Genomic DNA, 18,221 nt, shown 5'->3' on the forward strand with positions numbered 1-18,221 from the left:
CGTCTGGCCTTGTGGGCAGACGATTTAAAATTCTTGGATTGCCGACAGGTTGTTCCGGCGGCGTGTAGTTTTACTACAAATCTTTGAGCATTTCAGCCTTTCGGATGTATAGACGAGTAGTAAAACTACAGATGAAAGGCTTGTGGCCTCTGACTGCGTTGTGAGAATAATCGTTAAGGTTGGTCGATTACCATCCGTAAAAGGTGAAACTTTGATGCTGGATGCTAAAGAAGAAGAAATTTCAGCTATTTCTAACTTTTGTTCGACAGTCCTTCAGGTAGCGGGTTTTCACCATTCACTACAAGCGGCTGATTACACGCCGATCAAGGATAGACCATGACCCTGCCCGTGCTTGCCGAACTGCCTGCCATCCTCCTGCCGTTGGTCACTCGATCCGAACAGTCGTTCCGTACGGCCGTCGCCGAACTGGAAGACGATCACGGCTTCTCGACCTGGACGCCAGAACGCTGGGCGCAATTCGCCCGCGTCACCGCTGCCAGCGAGTTCGTCATTGAACAGAGCGTTCGTGACCCTTTGATGTTGCTCGCGCTGGTGCAGTCTGGCGAACTCGACCGGCCGTTCGCACCGGGTGAATTGTGTGCGCAGATTTCCGCTGCGGTGAACGCGGCACAGACCGAAGACGAACTCGGTCGCGCCCTGCGTCGCCAACGGGCGCGCCATCAAGTACGGATCATCTGGCGTGACCTTACCCGTCAGGCTGATCTGGTGCAGACCTGCCGCGATCTCTCGGACATGGCCGACGCCACCATCGATCAAGCCTATCAATGGTTGTACAGCCGCCATTGCGAACAATTTGGCACGCCGACCGGCCGCCGCAGCGGTGAGCCGCAGCCCATGGTCATCCTTGGCATGGGCAAGCTCGGCGCGGTCGAGCTGAATTTGTCTTCCGACATCGATTTGATTTTTGCCTACCCCGAGGGCGGCGAAACGGTGGGCGTGAAGCGCTCGCTGGATAATCAGGAATTTTTCATTCGTCTCGGCCAGCGCCTGATCAAGGCGCTGGATCCGATGACCGTCGACGGCTTTGTGTTCCGCGTCGACATGCGCCTGCGCCCGTACGGTTCCTCCGGCGCGCTGGTGCTGAGCTTCAATGCGCTGGAACAGTATTACCAGGACCAGGGCCGCGACTGGGAACGCTACGCGATGATCAAGGCGCGGGTGGTGGCCGGCGATCAGGTCGCGGGCGCGCAGTTGCTCGACATGCTGCGGCCATTTGTCTATCGGCGTTACCTGGACTTCTCGGCGATCGAAGCGCTGCGCACCATGAAGCAGCTCATCCAGCAGGAAGTGCGGCGCAAAGGCATGGCCGACAACATCAAGCTGGGCTCCGGCGGAATTCGTGAGGTCGAGTTTATTGCTCAGGCCTTTCAGTTGATCCACGGTGGCCGCGACCTGAGTCTGCAACAGCGTCCTCTATTAAAGGTGTTGAGCACGCTGGAAGGGCAGGGCTACCTGCCGCCAGCGGTGATCAGCGAGTTGCGTGAAGGTTACGAATTTCTGCGTTACACCGAGCACGCGATTCAAGCGATTGCCGACCGTCAAACGCAAATGCTGCCGGACGGCGCGCAGGATCAAGCGCGCATTGCTTTCATGCTCGGCTTTGCCGATTGGGAGGCTTTCCACGAGAAGCTGATGTTCTGGCGTGGCCGCGTCGCTTGGCACTTTGCACAAGTGATTGCCGATCCCGATGAGGAAGAAGGCACCGAAAGCGAAGTGGTGGTCGGCGGTGAATGGTTGCCGTTGTGGGAAGAGGAGCAGGACGAAGAGGCGGCTTGCCGACAGCTGGAAGAGGGCGGTTTCGCTGATGCCAGCAAAGCCCTGAAGGCACTGGCCGGTTTGCGCGGCAGCCCGCAATTGCGCGCGATGCAGCGGCTAGGGCGCGAGCGCCTTGATGCGTTTATTCCGCGCCTGTTGGCGCAAGCGGTTGAGCATGCCAATCCGGATCTGGTGCTTGAGCGCGTATTGCCGCTGGTGGAAGCGGTCGCTCGGCGTTCGGCTTATCTGGTCTTGCTCACGGAAAACCCCGGTGCGCTGCGGCGCTTGCTGACGTTGTGCGCGGCGAGCCCGTGGATTGCTGAGCAGATCACTCGCTTCCCGCTGCTGATGGATGAATTGCTCAACGAAGGGCGTTTGTTCAAACCGCCCCTGGCGCCGGAATTGGCCGCCGAATTGCGCGAGCGGCTGACGCGAATCCCCGAAGACGACCTCGAACAACAAATGGAAGCCCTGCGTCATTTCAAATTGGCACACCGTTTGCGCGTCGCCGCCTCGGAAATCGCCGGCAGCCTGCCGTTGATGAAAGTCAGCGATTACCTGACTTGGCTCGCTGAGGCGATTCTTGAACAAGTGCTGGCCCTGGCCTGGCGCCAGACCGTTGCCAAACACGGCACGCCGCTGCGCACCGACGGCACCTTGTGCGATCCCGGCTTCATCATTGTCGGTTACGGGAAAGTCGGCGGGCTGGAACTGGGGCATGGTTCCGATCTGGATCTGGTGTTTATCCATGACGGTGATCCGCAGGCGGAAACCGACGGGGCCAAGCCGATTGATGGCGCGCAGTTCTTTACCCGGCTGGGGCAGCGGATCATTCACTTGCTGACGGCGCAGACCAACTCGGGCCAGCTCTATGAAGTGGACATGCGTTTGCGGCCGTCCGGTGCTTCCGGGCTGTTGGTGAGTTCGCTCGGCGCGTTTGCTCGCTATCAGGAAAATGAAGCGTGGACGTGGGAGCATCAGGCTCTGGTGCGGGCGCGGGTGCTGGTCGGCAGTCAGGATGTTGGCAAAGCGTTCGAGAAGGTTCGCGCGCAGGTGTTGGGCAAATCCCGTGATCTGGCGAAGTTGCAACAGGAAGTCAGCGAGATGCGCGCGAAGATGCGCGACAACCTCGGCACCAAGAGCACCGCGGCCGGCACAGCGGCGAATGCCTTCGACGCCACGGCGCCGTTCGACCTCAAGCAGGACGCCGGAGGTATCGTCGATATTGAATTTATGGTGCAATACGCGGCCCTGGCGTGGTCGCACAACCACCCGCCATTGCTGCGCTGGACCGATAACATCCGCATCACGGAAGAGCTGGAACACGAAGGGCTGATGCCTGCCGAAGACGCCAGCCTGTTGCGCGAGGCCTACAAAGCCTACCGCTCCGCCGCCCACCGGCAGGCCTTGCAGAAGGACCCGGGGGTGATCGCAGGCGACCAGTTTGTCGAAGAACGGCGACAGGTGTTGCGGATCTGGAAAGAGATGGGGCTAAGCTGAAAACAGTTTATGCAGCACCCAATACCCTGTGGGAGCGAGCTTGCTCGCGAAGACGGAGTGTCAGGCAACATTGATTTCGGATGTACCGGCCCCTTCGCGAGCGAGCTCGCTCCCACAGTGATCTGCGCTAAAACGCAGATATGTGAACAGATGCAAAACCCTGTGGGAGCGAGCTTGCTCGCGAAGGCGGAGTGTCAGGCAGCATTGATTTTGGATGTGCTTGCCTCTTCGCGAGCAGGCTCACTCCTACAATAGATCTGCGCTGAAATGCAGCTGTTGGAACGGATGCAAAACCCTGTGGGAGCTGGCTTGCCAGCGATAGCGGAGTATCAGACGACAATAATGTTGAATGTGAAGACCCTTTCGCGAGCAGGCTCGCTCCCACAGTAGATCTACAGTATTTGTAGAATTCTCGAGGCGGGGAGGCGTAATTGCCTCCCCGGTTCGTTTTTGGAAACCACATGAATATTCTGATCGTTGGGCCCAGTTGGGTCGGTGACATGGTGATGGCGCAGACACTGTTTCAGTGTCTCAAACAGCGCCACCCGCAATGCGAAATCGACGTGCTGGCCCCCGAGTGGAGCCGGCCGATCCTTGAGCGCATGCCCGAAGTGCGCCAGGCCTTGAGCTTCCCGCTCGGCCATGGCGCGCTGGAATTGGCGACGCGTCGGCGCATCGGCAAATCCCTGCGCGGCCAGTACGATCAAGCGATCCTGCTGCCCAACTCGCTGAAATCAGCGCTGGTGCCGTTTTTCGCCGGCATCCCGAAACGCACCGGCTGGCGTGGCGAATTCCGTTACGGCTTGCTCAACGACGTGCGCACCCTCGACAAAGAACGCTATCCGCTGATGATCGAGCGTTTCATGGCCTTGGCCTATGAGCCGAACGCCGAGCTGCCGAAACCCTATCCACGTCCAAGCCTGCAAATCGACCCGGTCACCCGCGAAGCGGCGCTGGCCAAGTTCGGCCTGAGCCTCGATCGCCCGGTATTGGCCCTGTGCCCCGGCGCCGAGTTCGGCGAGTCCAAACGCTGGCCGTCCGAGCATTACGCCAAAGTCGCCGAAGCGCGTATCCGCGAAGGCTGGCAAGTGTGGCTGTTCGGCTCGAAAAACGATCACGCGGTCGGCGAAGACATTCGCGCCCGATTGATCCCGGGCCTGCGCGAAGAATCGGTCAACCTCAGTGGCGGCACCTCGCTGGCCGAAGCCATCGACCTAATGTCCTGCGCCGACTCGGTGGTCTCCAATGACTCCGGCCTGATGCACGTCGCCGCCGCCCTGAATCGTCCATTGGTCGCGGTCTACGGCTCAACCTCGCCGGGCTTCACCCCGCCGTTGGCCGAGCACGTCGAAGTGGTTCGCCTTGGTCTCGATTGCAGCCCATGCTTCGACCGTACCTGCCGCTTCGGCCATTACAACTGCCTGCGCCAGCTGATGCCGGACGCGGTCAACGATGCCTTGCAGAAATTGCAGGGCTCCGTGGTCGAGGTTCATTAAGTTGCGGGTACTGTTGATCAAGACTTCATCGCTGGGCGACGTGATTCATGCGTTGCCGGCGCTGACCGACGCCGCCAGGGCGATCCCCGGGATCAAATTCGACTGGGTCGTTGAAGAAGGTTTTGCCGAGATCCCGACCTGGCACCCGGCCGTCGACAAAGTGATTCCGGTGGCGATCCGCCGCTGGCGCAAAAACCTCTGGAAAACCATCACCAGCGGCGAGTGGAAACGCTTCAAACAAAGCGTGCGCGCCAACAAATACGACTTGGTGATCGACGCTCAAGGCCTGCTGAAAAGCGCCTGGCTGACCCGTTACGTCAAAGCGCCGGTGGCCGGACTCGACAAAGGTTCGGCCCGTGAGCCGATGGCCGCGCGTTTTTACGATCGCAAACTGGCCGTGGCCCGTGGCCAACATGCCGTCGAACGCGTGCGCCAACTGTTCGCCATCGCCCTCGGTTACGACCTGCCAAAAGGCTTGGGCGACTACGGCCTCAACGTCGAGCGTCTGGTCGAACTGCCGCGCAAAAACGCCTTTGTGGTGTTCCTGCACGGCACCACGTGGGACACCAAACACTGGCCGGAAGCCTACTGGCGTGAACTGACCGAACGCGTCGGTTACCTTGGCGTCGGCGTCAAGCTGCCGTGGGGCAACCCGCAGGAAAAGGCCCGCGCCGAACGCATCGCCGCCGGTTTCAAACATGCCGAAGTGCTGCCGAAACTCAATCTGGCCGGCGTCGGCAAAGTCCTCGCCGGCGCGCAAGCCTGCGTGGCGGTGGACACCGGCCTCGGCCATTTGGCAGCGGCACTGGACGTGCCGACCATTTCGCTGTTCGGCCCGACCAACCCGGGCCTGACCGGCGCTTACGGCAAACTGCAGATTCACCTGGCCAGCGACTTCCCGTGCGCGCCGTGCCTGCAAAAGAAATGTACCTATCAACCGACCGCGCAGGATGCCCGTCAGTTTGACCTGAAGCGTGAACAGCCTCTGTGCTTTACGCGTCTGAACCCCGAGCGTGTCGCCAGCCGACTGAGCACGTTGTTAATGGCTGAGGAGCTGCGCTGATGCAATTGGCATTCGTCCTGTACAAATATTTCCCGTTCGGTGGCTTGCAGCGCGACTTCATGCGCATCGCCCTCGAATGCCAGAAACGCGGGCATCAGATCCGCGTCTACACGCTGATCTGGGAAGGCGACGTGCCGCCCGGTTTTGAAGTGCTGGTGGCCCCGGTGAAAGCCTTCTTCAATCATCGTCGCAACGAAAAACTCAGTGCGTGGATGGAAGCGGATCTGGCCAAGCGCCCGGTTGATCGCCTGATCGGCTTCAACAAGATGCCCGGTCTGGACGTTTATTACGCCGCCGACGGCTGCTTCGAAGACAAGGCGCAGAACCTGCGCAATTCGCTGTACCGCCGCTGGGGCCGCTATCGCCACTTCGCCGAATACGAGCGCGCGGTGTTCGCCAAAGATGCGAAGACTGAAGTGCTGATGATTTCCGAAGTGCAGCAGCCGTTGTTCATCAAGCATTACGACACGCCGCTTGAGCGCTTCCACTTGCTGCCACCGGGCATCGCTCAGGATCGTCGCCGTCCGGCAGACGCTGACGAAATTCGCGCCGGTTTCCGCGCCGAATTCAATCTGAAGGATGACGAGCTGCTGCTGGTGCAGATCGGTTCCGGCTTCAAGACCAAGGGCGTTGATCGCAGCCTGAAAGCACTGGCCGCATTGCCCGCCGAACTGAAGAAGCGCACGCGGCTGTTTGTAATCGGCCAGGATGACCCCAAATTATTCCAGATGCAGAGCGCGACGTTGGGTCTGGGCGATAACGTCACGTTCCTCAAAGGGCGCAGCGATATCCCGCGTTTCCTGCTCGGCGCCGACCTGTTGATTCACCCGGCGTACAACGAAAACACCGGTACTGTGTTGCTTGAAGCGCTGGTCGCCGGCTTGCCGGTGCTGGTCAGTGCGGTCTGCGGTTATGCCCATTACATCGCCGAGGCCGACGCCGGGCGAGTGCTGGACGAGCCGTTCGATCAAGCGCAGTTGACGCAATACCTGACTGACATGTTGAAAGACGACGCTGCACGCGCGGCCTGGAGCCGCAATGGTCTGGCCTTCGCCGAGACGGCCGACCTCTACAGCATGCCGCAGCACGCGGCCGATGTGATTCTGGCGGAGCACGCTTAATGAAGTTGATGCTGGCTGAACCGTTCAAAAGCCTTTGGGCCGGACGCGACCCGTTCGCCGAAGTCGAAGGCTTGCAGGGCGAGGTATACCGCGAGCTGGAAGCACGCCGGACACTGCGCACGGAAGTCGACGGCAACGGATTTTTTGTGAAGATCCACCGTGGCATCGGCTGGGGCGAAATCTTCAAGAACCTGCTGACCGCCAAGCTGCCGGTACTCGGCGCGGGTCAGGAATGGAAGGCCATCCAGCGTCTGCAGGAAGTCGGCGTGCCGACCATGACCGCCGTCGCGTACGGCGAGAAGGGCAGCAACCCGGCGGATCAGCACTCGTTTATCGTCACCGAAGAACTGGCGCCGACCGTCAGCCTGGAAGACTTCAGCATCGACTGGATCAAGCAGCCGCCGGAGCCAACGCTCAAGCGCGCGCTGATCGCCGAAGTCGCGCGCATGACCGGCATGATGCACCGCGCCGGCGTCAACCATCGCGACTGCTACATCTGCCACTTCCTGTTGCACACCGATAAACCGGTGACGCCGGACGACTTCAAACTGTCGGTGATCGACCTGCACCGTGCCCAGACCCGAGCGAAAATCACCCAGCGCTGGCGCAACAAGGATCTGGCCGCGCTGTACTTTTCCGCGCTGGACATCGGCCTGACCCGCCGCGACAAGCTGCGTTTCCTCAAGGGCTATTTCCAGCAACCGCTGCGGCAGATTCTCGCCGAAGAAGCGCCGTTGCTGAGCTGGCTCGAAGGCAAGGCCAACAAGCTCTATGCGCGTAAACAGCGCTACGGAGATGCGCTCTGATGGCGGGTTGGATTCTGGAACCGCAATACAGTGAACTCGCCGAAGATTTTGGCAGCCTCGAAGCGGTGTTCGCCCTGCAAGGCGAACGGCTGACTCGCGATCCGCTGTCGGAAGTCGTCCGGGTCGAGCGCAACGGCGTCAACTATTACGTCAAACGCTACGTCGGCGCCGGTAAAGGCTTGCGCCGTTACCTCGGCAAGCCGCGCGTGAAGATGGAATGGCAGAACCTCAAGCGCTTCGCCAAGTGGGGCATTCCCACCGCCGAAGTGGTGGCCTGGGGTCTGGAGCGACGTGGCGCGGCGTACGACCGTGGCGCGATGATCACCCGCGAACTGCCGCGCACCGAGGATCTCTCGGCGCTGGCTGAGCGCAACGATCCGAAACTCAAGGATCGCGCCTGGGTCGATGGTGTCAGCCGGCAACTGGCCGCTTACACGCGGACCATGCACGACCACCGCTTCACCCATAACGATCTGAAGTGGCGCAACTTGCTGATCGACGATCAGGATCGACTGTTCCTGATCGACTGCCCGAACGGCGATTTCTGGCGCGGTTTCTGGCTCAAGTACCGCATCACCAAGGATCTGGCCTGCCTCGACAAGGTCGCCAAATATCATCTGTCGAACACCCAGCGCCTGCGCTTCTACCTGCAATACCGTGGGCGTGATCGCCTGAATGCCGCTGACAAGAAGCGCATTCGCCATGTGGTGAGATTTTTCGAGGGACGCGAATGACTGATTTTCTGGCCGCTGAAGACCGTGCGTTGCTTGAGCGCCATGGCCTCGGCACCTTCGACGCGCTCTGGGCCAAACAGCTTGAAGCGGTGGACGAGCCGAACACCGACGGTGGCGGCTGGAGCAGCGTGTTTCGCCTGGAGCTGGAAGGTCACGCTTATTACCTCAAGCGCCAGAGCAACTACCTGACGCGCACCTTGCACGCGCCATTTGGCGAGCCGAGTTTTGCCCGCGAGTTTCGCAATATCAGCCGTTACAACACGCTGGGGATTCCGGCGCTGCAAGCGGCTTTTTTCGGCCAGCGCAAGGTCGATGGCGAAGTCCGCGCGATCCTGCTGACCCGCGCCCTCGATGGCTGGGATGATCTTGATTCGTTGTTGCAGCGCTGGTCGGAACTGACCGCCGCGCAGCAATCAGCGATCCTCAAGGCCTGCGGGCAACTGGCGCGGCTGCTGCACGGTCTGCGTCAGGTGCACGGCTGTTTTTACCCGAAACATATTTTTTTGCAGGCCGACGGCGCTGAGTATCGCGCGCAGTTGATCGACCTGGAGAAAACCCGGCCACTGCTGTGGGGCATGCGCGATCGGGTCAAGGATCTGGAACCGCTGGTGCGCCGTGCGCCGCAATGGAACGAGGCGCAACTGCGTGAGCTGCTTGCGGCCTATGTCGATCAGGCGACCGACAGTTCATTGGTCGACGCCTGGGTTACGCGGCTGACCGCGCGGCGTAGTCGCAAGGAGACTCGCTGATGCAGTTGTCCGACCTGAAAAACGCCGGGCGCACGCCAAGTCTGCCGTTGACGATTTCCCTGGCCGATGCCGCCGGGCCGGCCGATTTGCAACTGCTAAGTCTGCTGCGGGTGCTGCCGGGGCAGCGTTATGTCGGTGCCGGGGTCTGGCGCGGTCGGCCAGTGCTGGCGAAGTTGCTGGTCGGCAGCAAAGCGGCGCGGCATTTTCAGCGTGAACTCAATGGTGTGAAGCTGCTGGCGGCGCAAGGCTTGACCACGCCGCTGCTGTTGGCCGATGGCTTGAAGGAAGGCGAGGGCGGCTGGCTGCTGTTCGAATTCCTTGAGGACGCTGAAAGCCTTGGCGATGCCTGGCAACAGGTCGAGTCGTTGCCGGTGCTGGCGGATGAACAATCGGCGGTGTTGGGCGACGCACTCGGCGCGATTGCGCAGTTGCACAGCAAAGGCCTGTGGCAGGAAGACCTGCACCTCGACAATCTGCTGCGCCATGGCGGCCGGTTGTATCTGATCGACGGTGCCGGCATCTGCGCGGAAACCGCAGGTCAGCCGTTGTCGCGGCAGAAAGTGCTGGAAAATCTCGGTGTGTTTTTCGCCCAGTTGCCCAAGTCACTGGAGCCGTTCACTGAAGAATTGTTGGTGTATTACCTGCTAAGTAACGGCGAACACGCGTTGCCGCTGGAAGCATTGCAGAAGCAGATCGACAAAGTGCGCGCCTGGCGTTTGCGTGATTACCTGATCAAGGTCGGTCGTGAGTGCACGCTGTTTGCCGTGCAGCGCGGAGCATTCGCGCTACGTGCTATTCGTCGTGAGGAAGAAGCGGCGATGGCGCCGGTGCTGGAACAGGCCGATGCGTTGCTCGATCAGGGCCATTTGTACAAAACCGGCGGCGCGGCGAGCGTCGGCAAGGTTGAAGTGGTCGGGCGCAAACTGGTGATCAAGCGCTACAACATCAAGAATTTTGCTCATTGGCTCAAACGCTTCTGGCGCCCGAGCCGCGCCTGGCATTCATGGCGTGAAGGCAATCGTCTGGCATTCCTCGGCATCGCCACGCCGAAGCCGCTGGCCGTGCTGGAAAAACGTTTCCTGTGGCTGCGCAGCCGCGCGTATCTGATCACCGAATACCTGCCGGGCCCGGACATCATCGAGCGCTTTGCGCCGTATGTTGAAAACGGCAACGCGCCGGAATCCGAGCTGCAGGCGCTGGATCAACTGTTCGCCCGTCTGATCGCCGAGCGCATCAGCCATGGCGACTTCAAGGGCCACAACCTGTTCTGGCAGGACGATCGCTGGGCCCTGATCGATCTCGACTCGATGTGCCAACACCGCTCCCTCGGCAGCTTCGCCCCGGCCTACGCCCGCGACCGCGCACGGTTCATGCGCAACTGGCCCGAGAGCAGCGCGCTGTATCGAGTGATTGATCAGCGCTTGCCGAAAAGTATTGATCGAGTCTGAAGACTTAAAAGATCGCAGCCTTCGGCAGCTCCTACATTTGGAATGCGATTTCCTGTAGGAGCTGCCGAAGGCTGCGATCTTTTGATCCTCACCGCTGTTCGGCAAATAGCTCTGGGTCATTCCCGCCACGTTTACGCTATAATCCCGCCCTTTAGCTGTCTCTCGCCCGGTGCGAGGGCACTTCAATTTTCAAGGCGCCTTGCGCCTGCATGCAGACTAAAGAGGCTAGACCCCTGTGGCATTGACGATTCTTGGCCTGTCCGGCGCCCTTAGCCATGATCCTTCAGCAGCCTTGTACATCGACGGCAAGTTGGTGGCGGCGGCTGAGGAAGAGCGCTTCGTACGCGATAAGCATGCAAAGAACCGCATGCCCTACGAATCGGCGAAGTTCTGCCTTGAGCAGGCTGGCATCAAGCCGTCCGACGTTGACGTGGTAGCGATTCCGTTCGCACCGATCAGCCTGTTCGGTGAGGCGCGCTGGCACTACGCCAAGCGCTACTGGTACGCACCGGATCGCGCTCTTGACGCGATTCTGATGGGCAACCGCCGCTACAAGCGCTATCGCAACAAGATCGTCTGGTGCCTGGAGCAACTGGGTTTTGATCCGAAAAAGATCAAGATCGAGCCGGTCGAGCACCACCTGGCTCACGCCTCCAGCGCCTACCACTGCTCGGGTTTCCAAGAGAAAACCGCGATCCTCGGCATCGACGGCAAGGGCGAGTACGCCACGACCTTCTTCGGTTACGGCGAAAACGGCAAGATCCACAAGATCAAGGAATTCTTCGATCCGGACTCCCTCGGCGGCCAGAACGGCGCGATCACGGAGTGCCACTGTATCTAGAAGATAGACGGTGAGTTCAAGGTCATGGGCATGGCGCCGTACGGCGACGCCAGCAAATATGACTTCTCGCGTCTGGCCTCGTTCGAGAACGGCGAGCTGGTGATCAACACCGACTACGCCAACGTGATCGGCCTGCGCCGCTACAAAGAGAAGGGCAAAGGCTTCTACTTCTCGCCGAAGCTGATCGAATGGCTGGGCCCGAAACGCGAAGGCGATATCGCTGACGAGCCGTACATTCACTACGCCGCGAGCATGCAAGCGCTGTTCGAAAAGATCTCGCTGCAGATGATCGACCACTACCTGGGCGACATCCTCAAGGAAACCGGCAAACTCGCGTTCGCCGGTGGCTGTGCGTTGAACGTCAAGCTCAACCAGAAAATCATCGCCCGCGATGACGTTAAAGAATTGTTCGTACAACCTGCGTCCGGCGATGCCGGCACCGCTGTTGGCGCCGCCGCTTACGTGTCGCACGCCCGTGGCGTACCGGTCGAGAAGATGGAACACGTCTACCTCGGCCCGTCGTACAGCAACGAAGACGTGATCGCCGCGTGCGCCCGTCACGAGAACAAGCCGACCTGGCGCAAGCTCGACAACATGCCGGAGCAGATCGCCAAGATCATGGTCGATGGCAACCCGGTGGCCTGGTTCCAGGGCCGCATGGAGTTCGGTCCGCGCGCACTCGGTGGTCGTTCGATCATCGGTTGCCCGAGCATTCCCGGCGTGGCAGACCGCATCAACCACCAGATCAAGTTCCGCGAGCGCTGGAGGCCTTTCTGCCCGTCGATGCTCGACACCGTTGCGCCACAGATGATCAAGATCGATCACCCGGCGCCGTTCATGACCTTCACTTTCGAAGTGTCGGACGAGTGGAAAACCCGTGTGCCGGAAGTCGTCCATGAAGACGGTACGTCCCGTGCCCAGGTGCTCAAGCGCGAATACAACCCGCGCTACTACGACATGATGAAAGCGCTCGAAGTCCTCACCGGCAATGGTGTGTCGCTGAACACTTCGCTCAACCGTCGTGGCGAACCGATGATCTGCTCGCCGACCGACGCGCTGAACATGTTCTTCGGCTCCGATCTGCAGTACCTGATCATGGAAGACATTCTGGTGGTCAAAGAGGGCGCAAACGCTTATGACTCGCTCGGCTGAACGCCATGTGTTGCAGTTCTGTCACGGCTATGACGGGCCGTTCCTCGACTGCGCACGGCAGTACGCCAGCCTGTTCGCGGGCACCGGTTATCGGGTGACCACGGTCTTTCTGACCGGGGCCGCCGATAGCGAGGTGGCCGCAGCGTGTGCCTCCGATGAAGTGTTGTTCATGGAATACAGCTCCAAGGCCATTCGTGGCCTGAAGCTGGGCGCCATCGGCGATCTGCGCAAGATCGCCGCTTCACGCAATTTCAGTTTCTGCATCGCCCATCGTTTCAAGCCGATCTACATCGCCTTGCTCGGCACGTCACTGCCGGTGATTGGCGTGCATCACGCGTTTGGTGATTACCAACGCCGTACGCGCAAGCTGTTCGCGCACATTTTCCGTAAACGTCTGAGCCTGCTCGGTGTGTCCGATGCGGTGCGCGACGACATGCGTCGTTGCCTGCCGCAGTGGCCGCAAGCGCGGATTCAGACGCTGTACAACCGTATCGATCTGCCTGCGCTGCAATTTGCTCAGGTGTCCGCCCGCGAAGCCCGCGAGACCTTGGGTCTGGCGGCGGATGCGTGGATTGTCGGCAACGTTGGTCGACTGCACCCGGACAAGGATCAGGCGACATTGCTGCAAGGTTTCGCCGCCGCGTTGCCGGGGTTGCCCGATAACAGCCAACTGGTGATTCTCGGCAAGGGTCGGCTGGAACAGGATCTCAAAGAGCTGGCGCTAGAGCTGGGTATCGGCGACCGCGTGCTGTTCCTCGGTCAGGTGCCGGACGCACGCAATTACTTCCGCGCCTTCAATGTTTTCGCGCTGAGCTCCGATCACGAACCGTTCGGCATGGTGTTGCTGGAGGCCATGGCCGCCGGCGTACCGTTGCTGGCCACCGCATGTGGCGGGGCGAAGGAAGTCGTCGAAGGCGTGGGCATTCTGTTCCCGCTGGGCGATGCCGAGCGTCTAGCCCAGGGCTTGCAACATTTGGCCGGTATGGATGATCAACAGCGCCATCAGTGCGCCGAGATGATGCTCGAACGTCTGCGTGAGCAATTCTCCGACCGTGCGGTGCGCGACACCTTCTGGCGTCTGCCGCAAGTTATCGATCTGGCACCGAGGGGCTGATGCTCAACCGATTCCAAGGCTGGCGCGAACGTGGCTGGTCGCCCGTTGACGCCTCGACCTATGCAACCACCTGGCAGCGTTTTGGCGGCAGTGTCGCCACGCATCCGCTGGTGGTTGAGCGTCTGGCCGATCTGGCCGGCATCCCGGTGCGCTATCTGGCCTGGGAGCAGCAAGGCGAAATCAAAGCGGCGATCCCGACCTGGGGCCGCGATCTCGCGCTGTCCAAGGATGTGCTCAAGCGCAACGCCAAAAAAGGCCTGTTCGACCTCGGCAACGCCGAGCTGATCCTGCCGGCCGCCGTCGATGCCCAAGCCCCGCTGCGCCATCGCGCGCGCTACCTGTCGGCGCTCAACGAAAGTCGCTTCAGCGGCATGAAGTTGCAGACCGAGCAACTGGCCATGGCCCGCACCCCGGAAGAATTGTCGAAGAAGTTTCGCTACAACCAGCGCCGCGAATTGCGTCTGCTGGAAGAGGCGGGCGGCGTGGTACGTCCTGTCAGCGACTTCTCCAGCGTTGAGCTGGCGGCGATCTACTGCGATCTGTTTCAGCGCCGCTGGGGTTTCCCCGCTACCGGCGCGGCGCGCATGGCCGATGTGATCGAGCTGTTGCGCGAACTGCTGATCGGTTCGGTGATCTTCCTCAACGAGGCGCCGATTGCCATTCAATTGGTGTACCGCGTCGAAGCGCCGGAGTGGATCAGCGTTGAATACATCAACGGCGGCGTCGACCCCGAAACCCGTGAATTCAGTCCCGGCAGCGTGTTGAGCTTCATCAATACGCAAAGCGCCTGGGAACATGCGCGCGCGCTGAACAAGCCGCTGCGCTTTTCCTTCGGTCGCGCCGACCGTGAATACAAGGATCGCTGGTGCAATCCTGTGCCGGTGTTCACCGTATGAGCCCGCCCATGAGCCGCAAACAGCAACTGCTCAAGCGCCACCGGCGCAACAAACGTATCGGCCTGCTGATTGCGTTGATCGTGTTGATCACGATCGGCGTTTTGGTCGCCTGGTGGTTGCCGTTGCTGCTCGCGGTGATCGGCTGGGTCGCCCATGAGGCGTGGTTCGCCGATCATTTGTTCTATTCGCCGAAAGACGATTACCAGTACAGCTTTCCACCGTTTACGCCACAGCCGAAAGTGCATCTGAACGGCGAGCAATTGCGTCTGGATGACGGCGTGATGGTGATGGATGACGCCACGCTGATTCTCGCGGTGCAGGTCAAAAGCACGTGGCTGGGACGCTTCTTCGATCCGCGTATCGAATTGATGGGCGGTACGAATCCTGATGCGCAAACCTTCGAGCGCGGCGTCAACGGTCTGCGCTATCTGAACCTCAGCGGTCAGGCGCAAGCCTTGTCGCAAGGTGTGCTGCATTTGCGCGGGCGCTTCTGCCGCGTCTCCGGTGAGCCGGTTTTGTGGGCGTTGGAGCAAACCGATTATCGCCGTTCGCGGGTGATGGTCATCGCACCGCACGCCGACGACGCCGAGCTGGCAGCCTACGGTTTGTACAGTCAGGCAGACGAAGCCTGGATCGTCACCCTGACCGCTGGCGAAATCGAAGCCGAGCATTATCAGCAGATGGGCCTGAACAAGGTCGAAGCCGCCCGGCTCAAGGGTCGATTGCGCACCTGGGACAGCCTCGCCGTGCCGCGCTGGGCCGGTGTGCCGGCGGAAAACTGCGTGCAACTCGGTTACTTCTGTCTGCAACTGGCAGCAATGCAGGCGGCGCCGAATCAAGCGATGGCTTCACGCGAAGCCGATCTGAGCGATACCCGCCTGTTCCGCCAGTTGAACCCGTTCAGCTTGCCGAGCGATGTCGATGGCGCGCCGACCTGGAACAATCTGCTGGCCGACCTGCGCGAAGTGCTGCTGCGCGCACGTCCGGACGTGATCGTCCTGCCGCATCCGACGCTTGATCCGCATCCTGATCATCTGTGCAGCCAGCAAGCCGTGCTGCAAGTGCTGAACACTCTGGACTGGCAGCCAACCCTGCTCGGCTACGCCAACCATTTGCACGACAACGATCGCTGGCCGATGGGCAATGCCGGTGAAGGCATCGCGCTGCCGCCAGCGTTCGATGGCGCCGTACCGATGCAGCCGCTGTGCCTGCCACTGACTATCGAACAGCAACGCGACAAAGCCATGGCGCTGGGCATGATGCATGACTTGCAGCCGCCAGCGCCGTTCAAACGCCGTTTGCGCCGCGTGATCCAGCGTTTGCTGGCCGGTCGCGCGCCGTCGGTGTACGGCGAAAACGAATTTTTTCGAAAAGCGGTCAGACGCCAGGAATTGCTGTGGCTGCTGAAACCGGGTGAATCAGGCGTCAATCGGGGAGAGTTATGAGTCAACGGTCGAAGGTGCTGCAGTTGCAGCCTGACTACAACGTCAAAGCCCATGATTTCGCTGACCTTGCCGAGCAGATCGTCAAGGCGTTGCCGTCGGATCGCTATGAAATCACCGCAGCGTTCCTGCGTGGCAAACCCGCGCCCGGTGAGCCGGTCAGCCGCGCCGATCGCTCGGTGTATTTCGAGTTTTCCGACAAATCCCTGAAAGGCATGCGCCTGCGCGCGATGTGGGAACTGTACAAGTTCTGCCGCCGCGAGAAGTTCGACGTCGTCATCTGCAACCGCTTCAAACCGGTGAACATGATGCTCACCCTGAACCGCTGGTTGAAGGTGCCGCTGTGCATTGGCATCTCCCATGGTTTCGGCGAGTACGACCGCTTCTATCGTCGTCGTCAGACTCAACGACTGATTGATCGGCACTGGCGCTTCGTCGGTGTCTCGCCAGCGGTCAAACAGTACCTGCTGGACTGCGATTGCGGCTTCACCGACCAGAATACTTACGCCATCACCAACGCCATTGACATCGAACAGGCCGAAGGTTTGCAGCACAGCCGCGAAAAGGCGCGTGAGCTGCTCGGCATCGACCCGAATGTGCGCCTGATCGGCGCGCTGGGGCGGCTGGTTTCGGTCAAGGGTCACACTTATCTGTTGCAGGCTTTTGCCGCGCTGAAAGACAAATATCCGAACACACAGTTGGCGATCATCGGTGCCGGGCGCCTGCAAGCGCCGTTGGCTGCCGAGATCGAACAACTGGGCCTGAGCGGTCGTGCGCACTTGCTGGGTTTCAAGGAAAACGCGCTGCAATACGTGCGCGCGTTTGATATCTGGACGATGCCGTCGCTGGCCGAAGGTTTGGGTCTGGCCTTGCTGGAAGGCATGAGCGGACATTTGCCGGTGATCGCCTCGAACGTGCCGGCGATGGTGCCGCTGATTGAAGGCGCCGGCGGTCTGGCGATTACGCCCAAGGATGTGCCGAGTATTGTCGCGGCGCTGGATCAGTACCTCGCGCTGTCCGACGACGAACTCAAGGCCAAGGGCGAGCAAGCCTACCGCTATCTGCAGGAACAACATGACATCGAGGTGTTCCGTCAGGAGTACCTCAATCTGATCGACTCTGGCCTGGAACAAGCGCGCAAGGTGCAGCCATGAGCGAGCAGGAATCCATGAGCGAACAAAAAGCCATGAGCGAAGCGAACGCCCTCGTCACCGTGATCATCGCCTCGTACAACCACGGGCCGTACATCGAGGAAAGCATCCTCAGTGTCATGAACCAGACCTACAAGAACATCGAATTGCTGGTGGTCGATGATGGCTCGAAGGACGACAGCGTCGAGCGCATCAGTGCCTTGCAGGCACAGTACGGTTTCGATTTCCGTGTGCAGCAGAATCAGGGCCTGACCAATACGCTCAATGGCGCCATCGCGCGGGCCAAGGGTAGCTTGATCGTGCCATTCGGCTCCGACGACATCATGTACCCGGAGCGCATCGCGATTCAGGTGGCGTACATGGACGGCAAACCGGAAGTGGGGATTTGCGCCGGCAACATCGAATTGATGGACGCCGACGGCAACCTCTACCCGGAAAAGCGTCAGCGCCGTGATGTGCCGTTCCGTCGTCTGGATTTCGACGACATGTTCCTTGAGCGCAAGCCTTATCCGCCAGCCCCGACCCTGATGATTCGCCGCGAAGCGCTGGACAAGGTCGGTGGCTTCGACCCGACGATTCGCCTCGAAGACCTCTACATCGAACTGAAGGTGACCCGCGCCGGTTATTTCATCGATGGCTTGAACGTGGTGATGGCGCGCTATCGCAAGCACGCGACCAACTCGTATAAGAATCACCGCTTCATGATCGAAAGCATTCTGCGTATCTATGCGCTGTTCAGCGATCATCCGCTGTACGACGAAGTGCGCTACAAGTCGCTGAATTCGATGTTCCTGAAAACCGCCAACCGCAATCGCAAGCTGGCGTGGGAGCTGCTGAAGCAGATCCCGCTCAAGGCGTGGAACAAGAAGACCTGGCGCGGTCTTGGGCGGTTGCTGTTTTCGCCGCAGGAAAAGGGCTGAAACAGCGGTCGC

General features: G+C 60.4%; 14 protein-coding genes and 1 pseudogene. All 15 read left to right on the forward strand.

Annotation, left to right across the window (positions count from 1 at the left end):
• The first annotated feature begins 214 nt into the window (after positions 1-214).
• The 15 genes and pseudogenes from ACIP66_RS18205 (at position 215) to ACIP66_RS18275 (ending at position 18,209) form a co-directional block, all read left to right on the forward strand.
• On the forward strand, positions 215-340 hold the full coding sequence (locus ACIP66_RS18205; protein WP_276514720.1) for a hypothetical protein: 126 nt from the start codon (positions 215-217) through the stop codon (positions 338-340).
• The gene (glnE, locus tag ACIP66_RS18210) at positions 337-3,276 is read left to right on the forward strand and encodes a bifunctional [glutamate--ammonia ligase]-adenylyl-L-tyrosine phosphorylase/[glutamate--ammonia-ligase] adenylyltransferase (RefSeq protein WP_212549883.1); all 2,940 of its coding nucleotides are present in this window, start codon (positions 337-339) and stop codon (positions 3,274-3,276) included. The genes ACIP66_RS18205 and glnE overlap by 4 nt, the downstream gene beginning before the upstream one ends.
• 461 nt (positions 3,277-3,737) lie before the next feature.
• Positions 3,738-4,772 (forward strand): lipopolysaccharide heptosyltransferase II, encoded by a 1,035-nt coding sequence (waaF, locus tag ACIP66_RS18215; protein ID WP_053116714.1) that lies wholly within the window; start codon positions 3,738-3,740, stop codon positions 4,770-4,772.
• A gap of 1 nt (position 4,773) precedes the next feature.
• Positions 4,774-5,835 (forward strand): lipopolysaccharide heptosyltransferase I, encoded by a 1,062-nt coding sequence (gene waaC / locus ACIP66_RS18220; RefSeq protein ID WP_400649673.1) that lies wholly within the window; start codon positions 4,774-4,776, stop codon positions 5,833-5,835.
• Entirely contained in the window at positions 5,835-6,956 is a 1,122-nt protein-coding gene (locus ACIP66_RS18225) for a glycosyltransferase family 4 protein (protein WP_053116716.1), read from the forward strand. Before waaC ends, ACIP66_RS18225 begins: the two co-directional genes overlap by 1 nt.
• Complete coding sequence (gene rfaP, locus ACIP66_RS18230; RefSeq protein WP_400649676.1) at positions 6,956-7,762, forward strand: lipopolysaccharide core heptose(I) kinase RfaP; 807 nt, start codon at positions 6,956-6,958, stop codon at positions 7,760-7,762. The genes ACIP66_RS18225 and rfaP overlap by 1 nt, the downstream gene beginning before the upstream one ends.
• Positions 7,762-8,496, forward strand: a complete 735-nt coding sequence (locus tag ACIP66_RS18235) for a lipopolysaccharide kinase InaA family protein (RefSeq protein ID WP_053116718.1) — start codon at positions 7,762-7,764, stop codon at positions 8,494-8,496. Before rfaP ends, ACIP66_RS18235 begins: the two co-directional genes overlap by 1 nt.
• Complete coding sequence (locus tag ACIP66_RS18240; protein WP_400649680.1) at positions 8,493-9,245, forward strand: lipopolysaccharide kinase InaA family protein; 753 nt, start codon at positions 8,493-8,495, stop codon at positions 9,243-9,245. The genes ACIP66_RS18235 and ACIP66_RS18240 overlap by 4 nt, the downstream gene beginning before the upstream one ends.
• Positions 9,245-10,693 (forward strand): lipopolysaccharide kinase InaA family protein, encoded by a 1,449-nt coding sequence (locus ACIP66_RS18245; RefSeq protein ID WP_400649683.1) that lies wholly within the window; start codon positions 9,245-9,247, stop codon positions 10,691-10,693. Before ACIP66_RS18240 ends, ACIP66_RS18245 begins: the two co-directional genes overlap by 1 nt.
• Before the next feature lie 235 nt (positions 10,694-10,928).
• Positions 10,929-12,686, forward strand: a pseudogene (locus tag ACIP66_RS18250) (carbamoyltransferase).
• Complete coding sequence (locus ACIP66_RS18255; protein ID WP_400649686.1) at positions 12,670-13,800, forward strand: glycosyltransferase; 1,131 nt, start codon at positions 12,670-12,672, stop codon at positions 13,798-13,800. Before ACIP66_RS18250 ends, ACIP66_RS18255 begins: the two are co-directional and overlap by 17 nt.
• Entirely contained in the window at positions 13,800-14,696 is an 897-nt protein-coding gene (locus ACIP66_RS18260) for an antimicrobial resistance protein Mig-14 (RefSeq protein ID WP_400649689.1), read from the forward strand. Before ACIP66_RS18255 ends, ACIP66_RS18260 begins: the two co-directional genes overlap by 1 nt.
• Positions 14,697-14,704: 8 nt before the next feature.
• Positions 14,705-16,141, forward strand: a complete 1,437-nt coding sequence (locus tag ACIP66_RS18265; protein WP_400649691.1) for a PIG-L family deacetylase — start codon at positions 14,705-14,707, stop codon at positions 16,139-16,141.
• Positions 16,138-17,292: a glycosyltransferase family 4 protein gene (locus tag ACIP66_RS18270; RefSeq protein WP_400649694.1), complete on the forward strand. Its 1,155-nt coding sequence runs from the start codon at positions 16,138-16,140 to the stop codon at positions 17,290-17,292. Before ACIP66_RS18265 ends, ACIP66_RS18270 begins: the two co-directional genes overlap by 4 nt.
• A 32-nt stretch (positions 17,293-17,324) precedes the next feature.
• On the forward strand, positions 17,325-18,209 hold the full coding sequence (locus ACIP66_RS18275) for a glycosyltransferase (RefSeq protein ID WP_400649735.1): 885 nt from the start codon (positions 17,325-17,327) through the stop codon (positions 18,207-18,209).
• Positions 18,210-18,221: the final 12 nt, after the last annotated feature.

The sequence above is a fragment of the Pseudomonas sp. NPDC088429 genome, from assembly GCF_044753305.1.
In the GTDB taxonomy this organism is placed as follows: Bacteria; Pseudomonadota; Gammaproteobacteria; order Pseudomonadales; family Pseudomonadaceae; genus Aquipseudomonas; species Aquipseudomonas rustica.

Bases quoted from the DNA above. Each gene is read 5' to 3' on its own strand.
- ACIP66_RS18205 (WP_276514720.1), top strand. From the start codon at position 215: ATGCTGGATGCTAAAGAAGAAGAAATTTCAGCTATTTCTAACTTTTGT.
- glnE (WP_212549883.1), top strand. From the start codon at position 337: ATGACCCTGCCCGTGCTTGCCGAACTGCCTGCCATCCTCCTGCCGTTG.
- waaF (WP_053116714.1), top strand. From the start codon at position 3,738: ATGAATATTCTGATCGTTGGGCCCAGTTGGGTCGGTGACATGGTGATG.
- ACIP66_RS18225 (WP_053116716.1), top strand. From the start codon at position 5,835: ATGCAATTGGCATTCGTCCTGTACAAATATTTCCCGTTCGGTGGCTTG.
- rfaP (WP_400649676.1), top strand. From the start codon at position 6,956: ATGAAGTTGATGCTGGCTGAACCGTTCAAAAGCCTTTGGGCCGGACGC.
- ACIP66_RS18235 (WP_053116718.1), top strand. From the start codon at position 7,762: ATGGCGGGTTGGATTCTGGAACCGCAATACAGTGAACTCGCCGAAGAT.
- ACIP66_RS18240 (WP_400649680.1), top strand. From the start codon at position 8,493: ATGACTGATTTTCTGGCCGCTGAAGACCGTGCGTTGCTTGAGCGCCAT.
- ACIP66_RS18245 (WP_400649683.1), top strand. From the start codon at position 9,245: ATGCAGTTGTCCGACCTGAAAAACGCCGGGCGCACGCCAAGTCTGCCG.
- ACIP66_RS18255 (WP_400649686.1), top strand. From the start codon at position 12,670: ATGACTCGCTCGGCTGAACGCCATGTGTTGCAGTTCTGTCACGGCTAT.
- ACIP66_RS18260 (WP_400649689.1), top strand. From the start codon at position 13,800: ATGCTCAACCGATTCCAAGGCTGGCGCGAACGTGGCTGGTCGCCCGTT.
- ACIP66_RS18265 (WP_400649691.1), top strand. From the start codon at position 14,705: ATGAGCCGCAAACAGCAACTGCTCAAGCGCCACCGGCGCAACAAACGT.
- ACIP66_RS18270 (WP_400649694.1), top strand. From the start codon at position 16,138: ATGAGTCAACGGTCGAAGGTGCTGCAGTTGCAGCCTGACTACAACGTC.
- ACIP66_RS18275 (WP_400649735.1), top strand. From the start codon at position 17,325: ATGAGCGAAGCGAACGCCCTCGTCACCGTGATCATCGCCTCGTACAAC.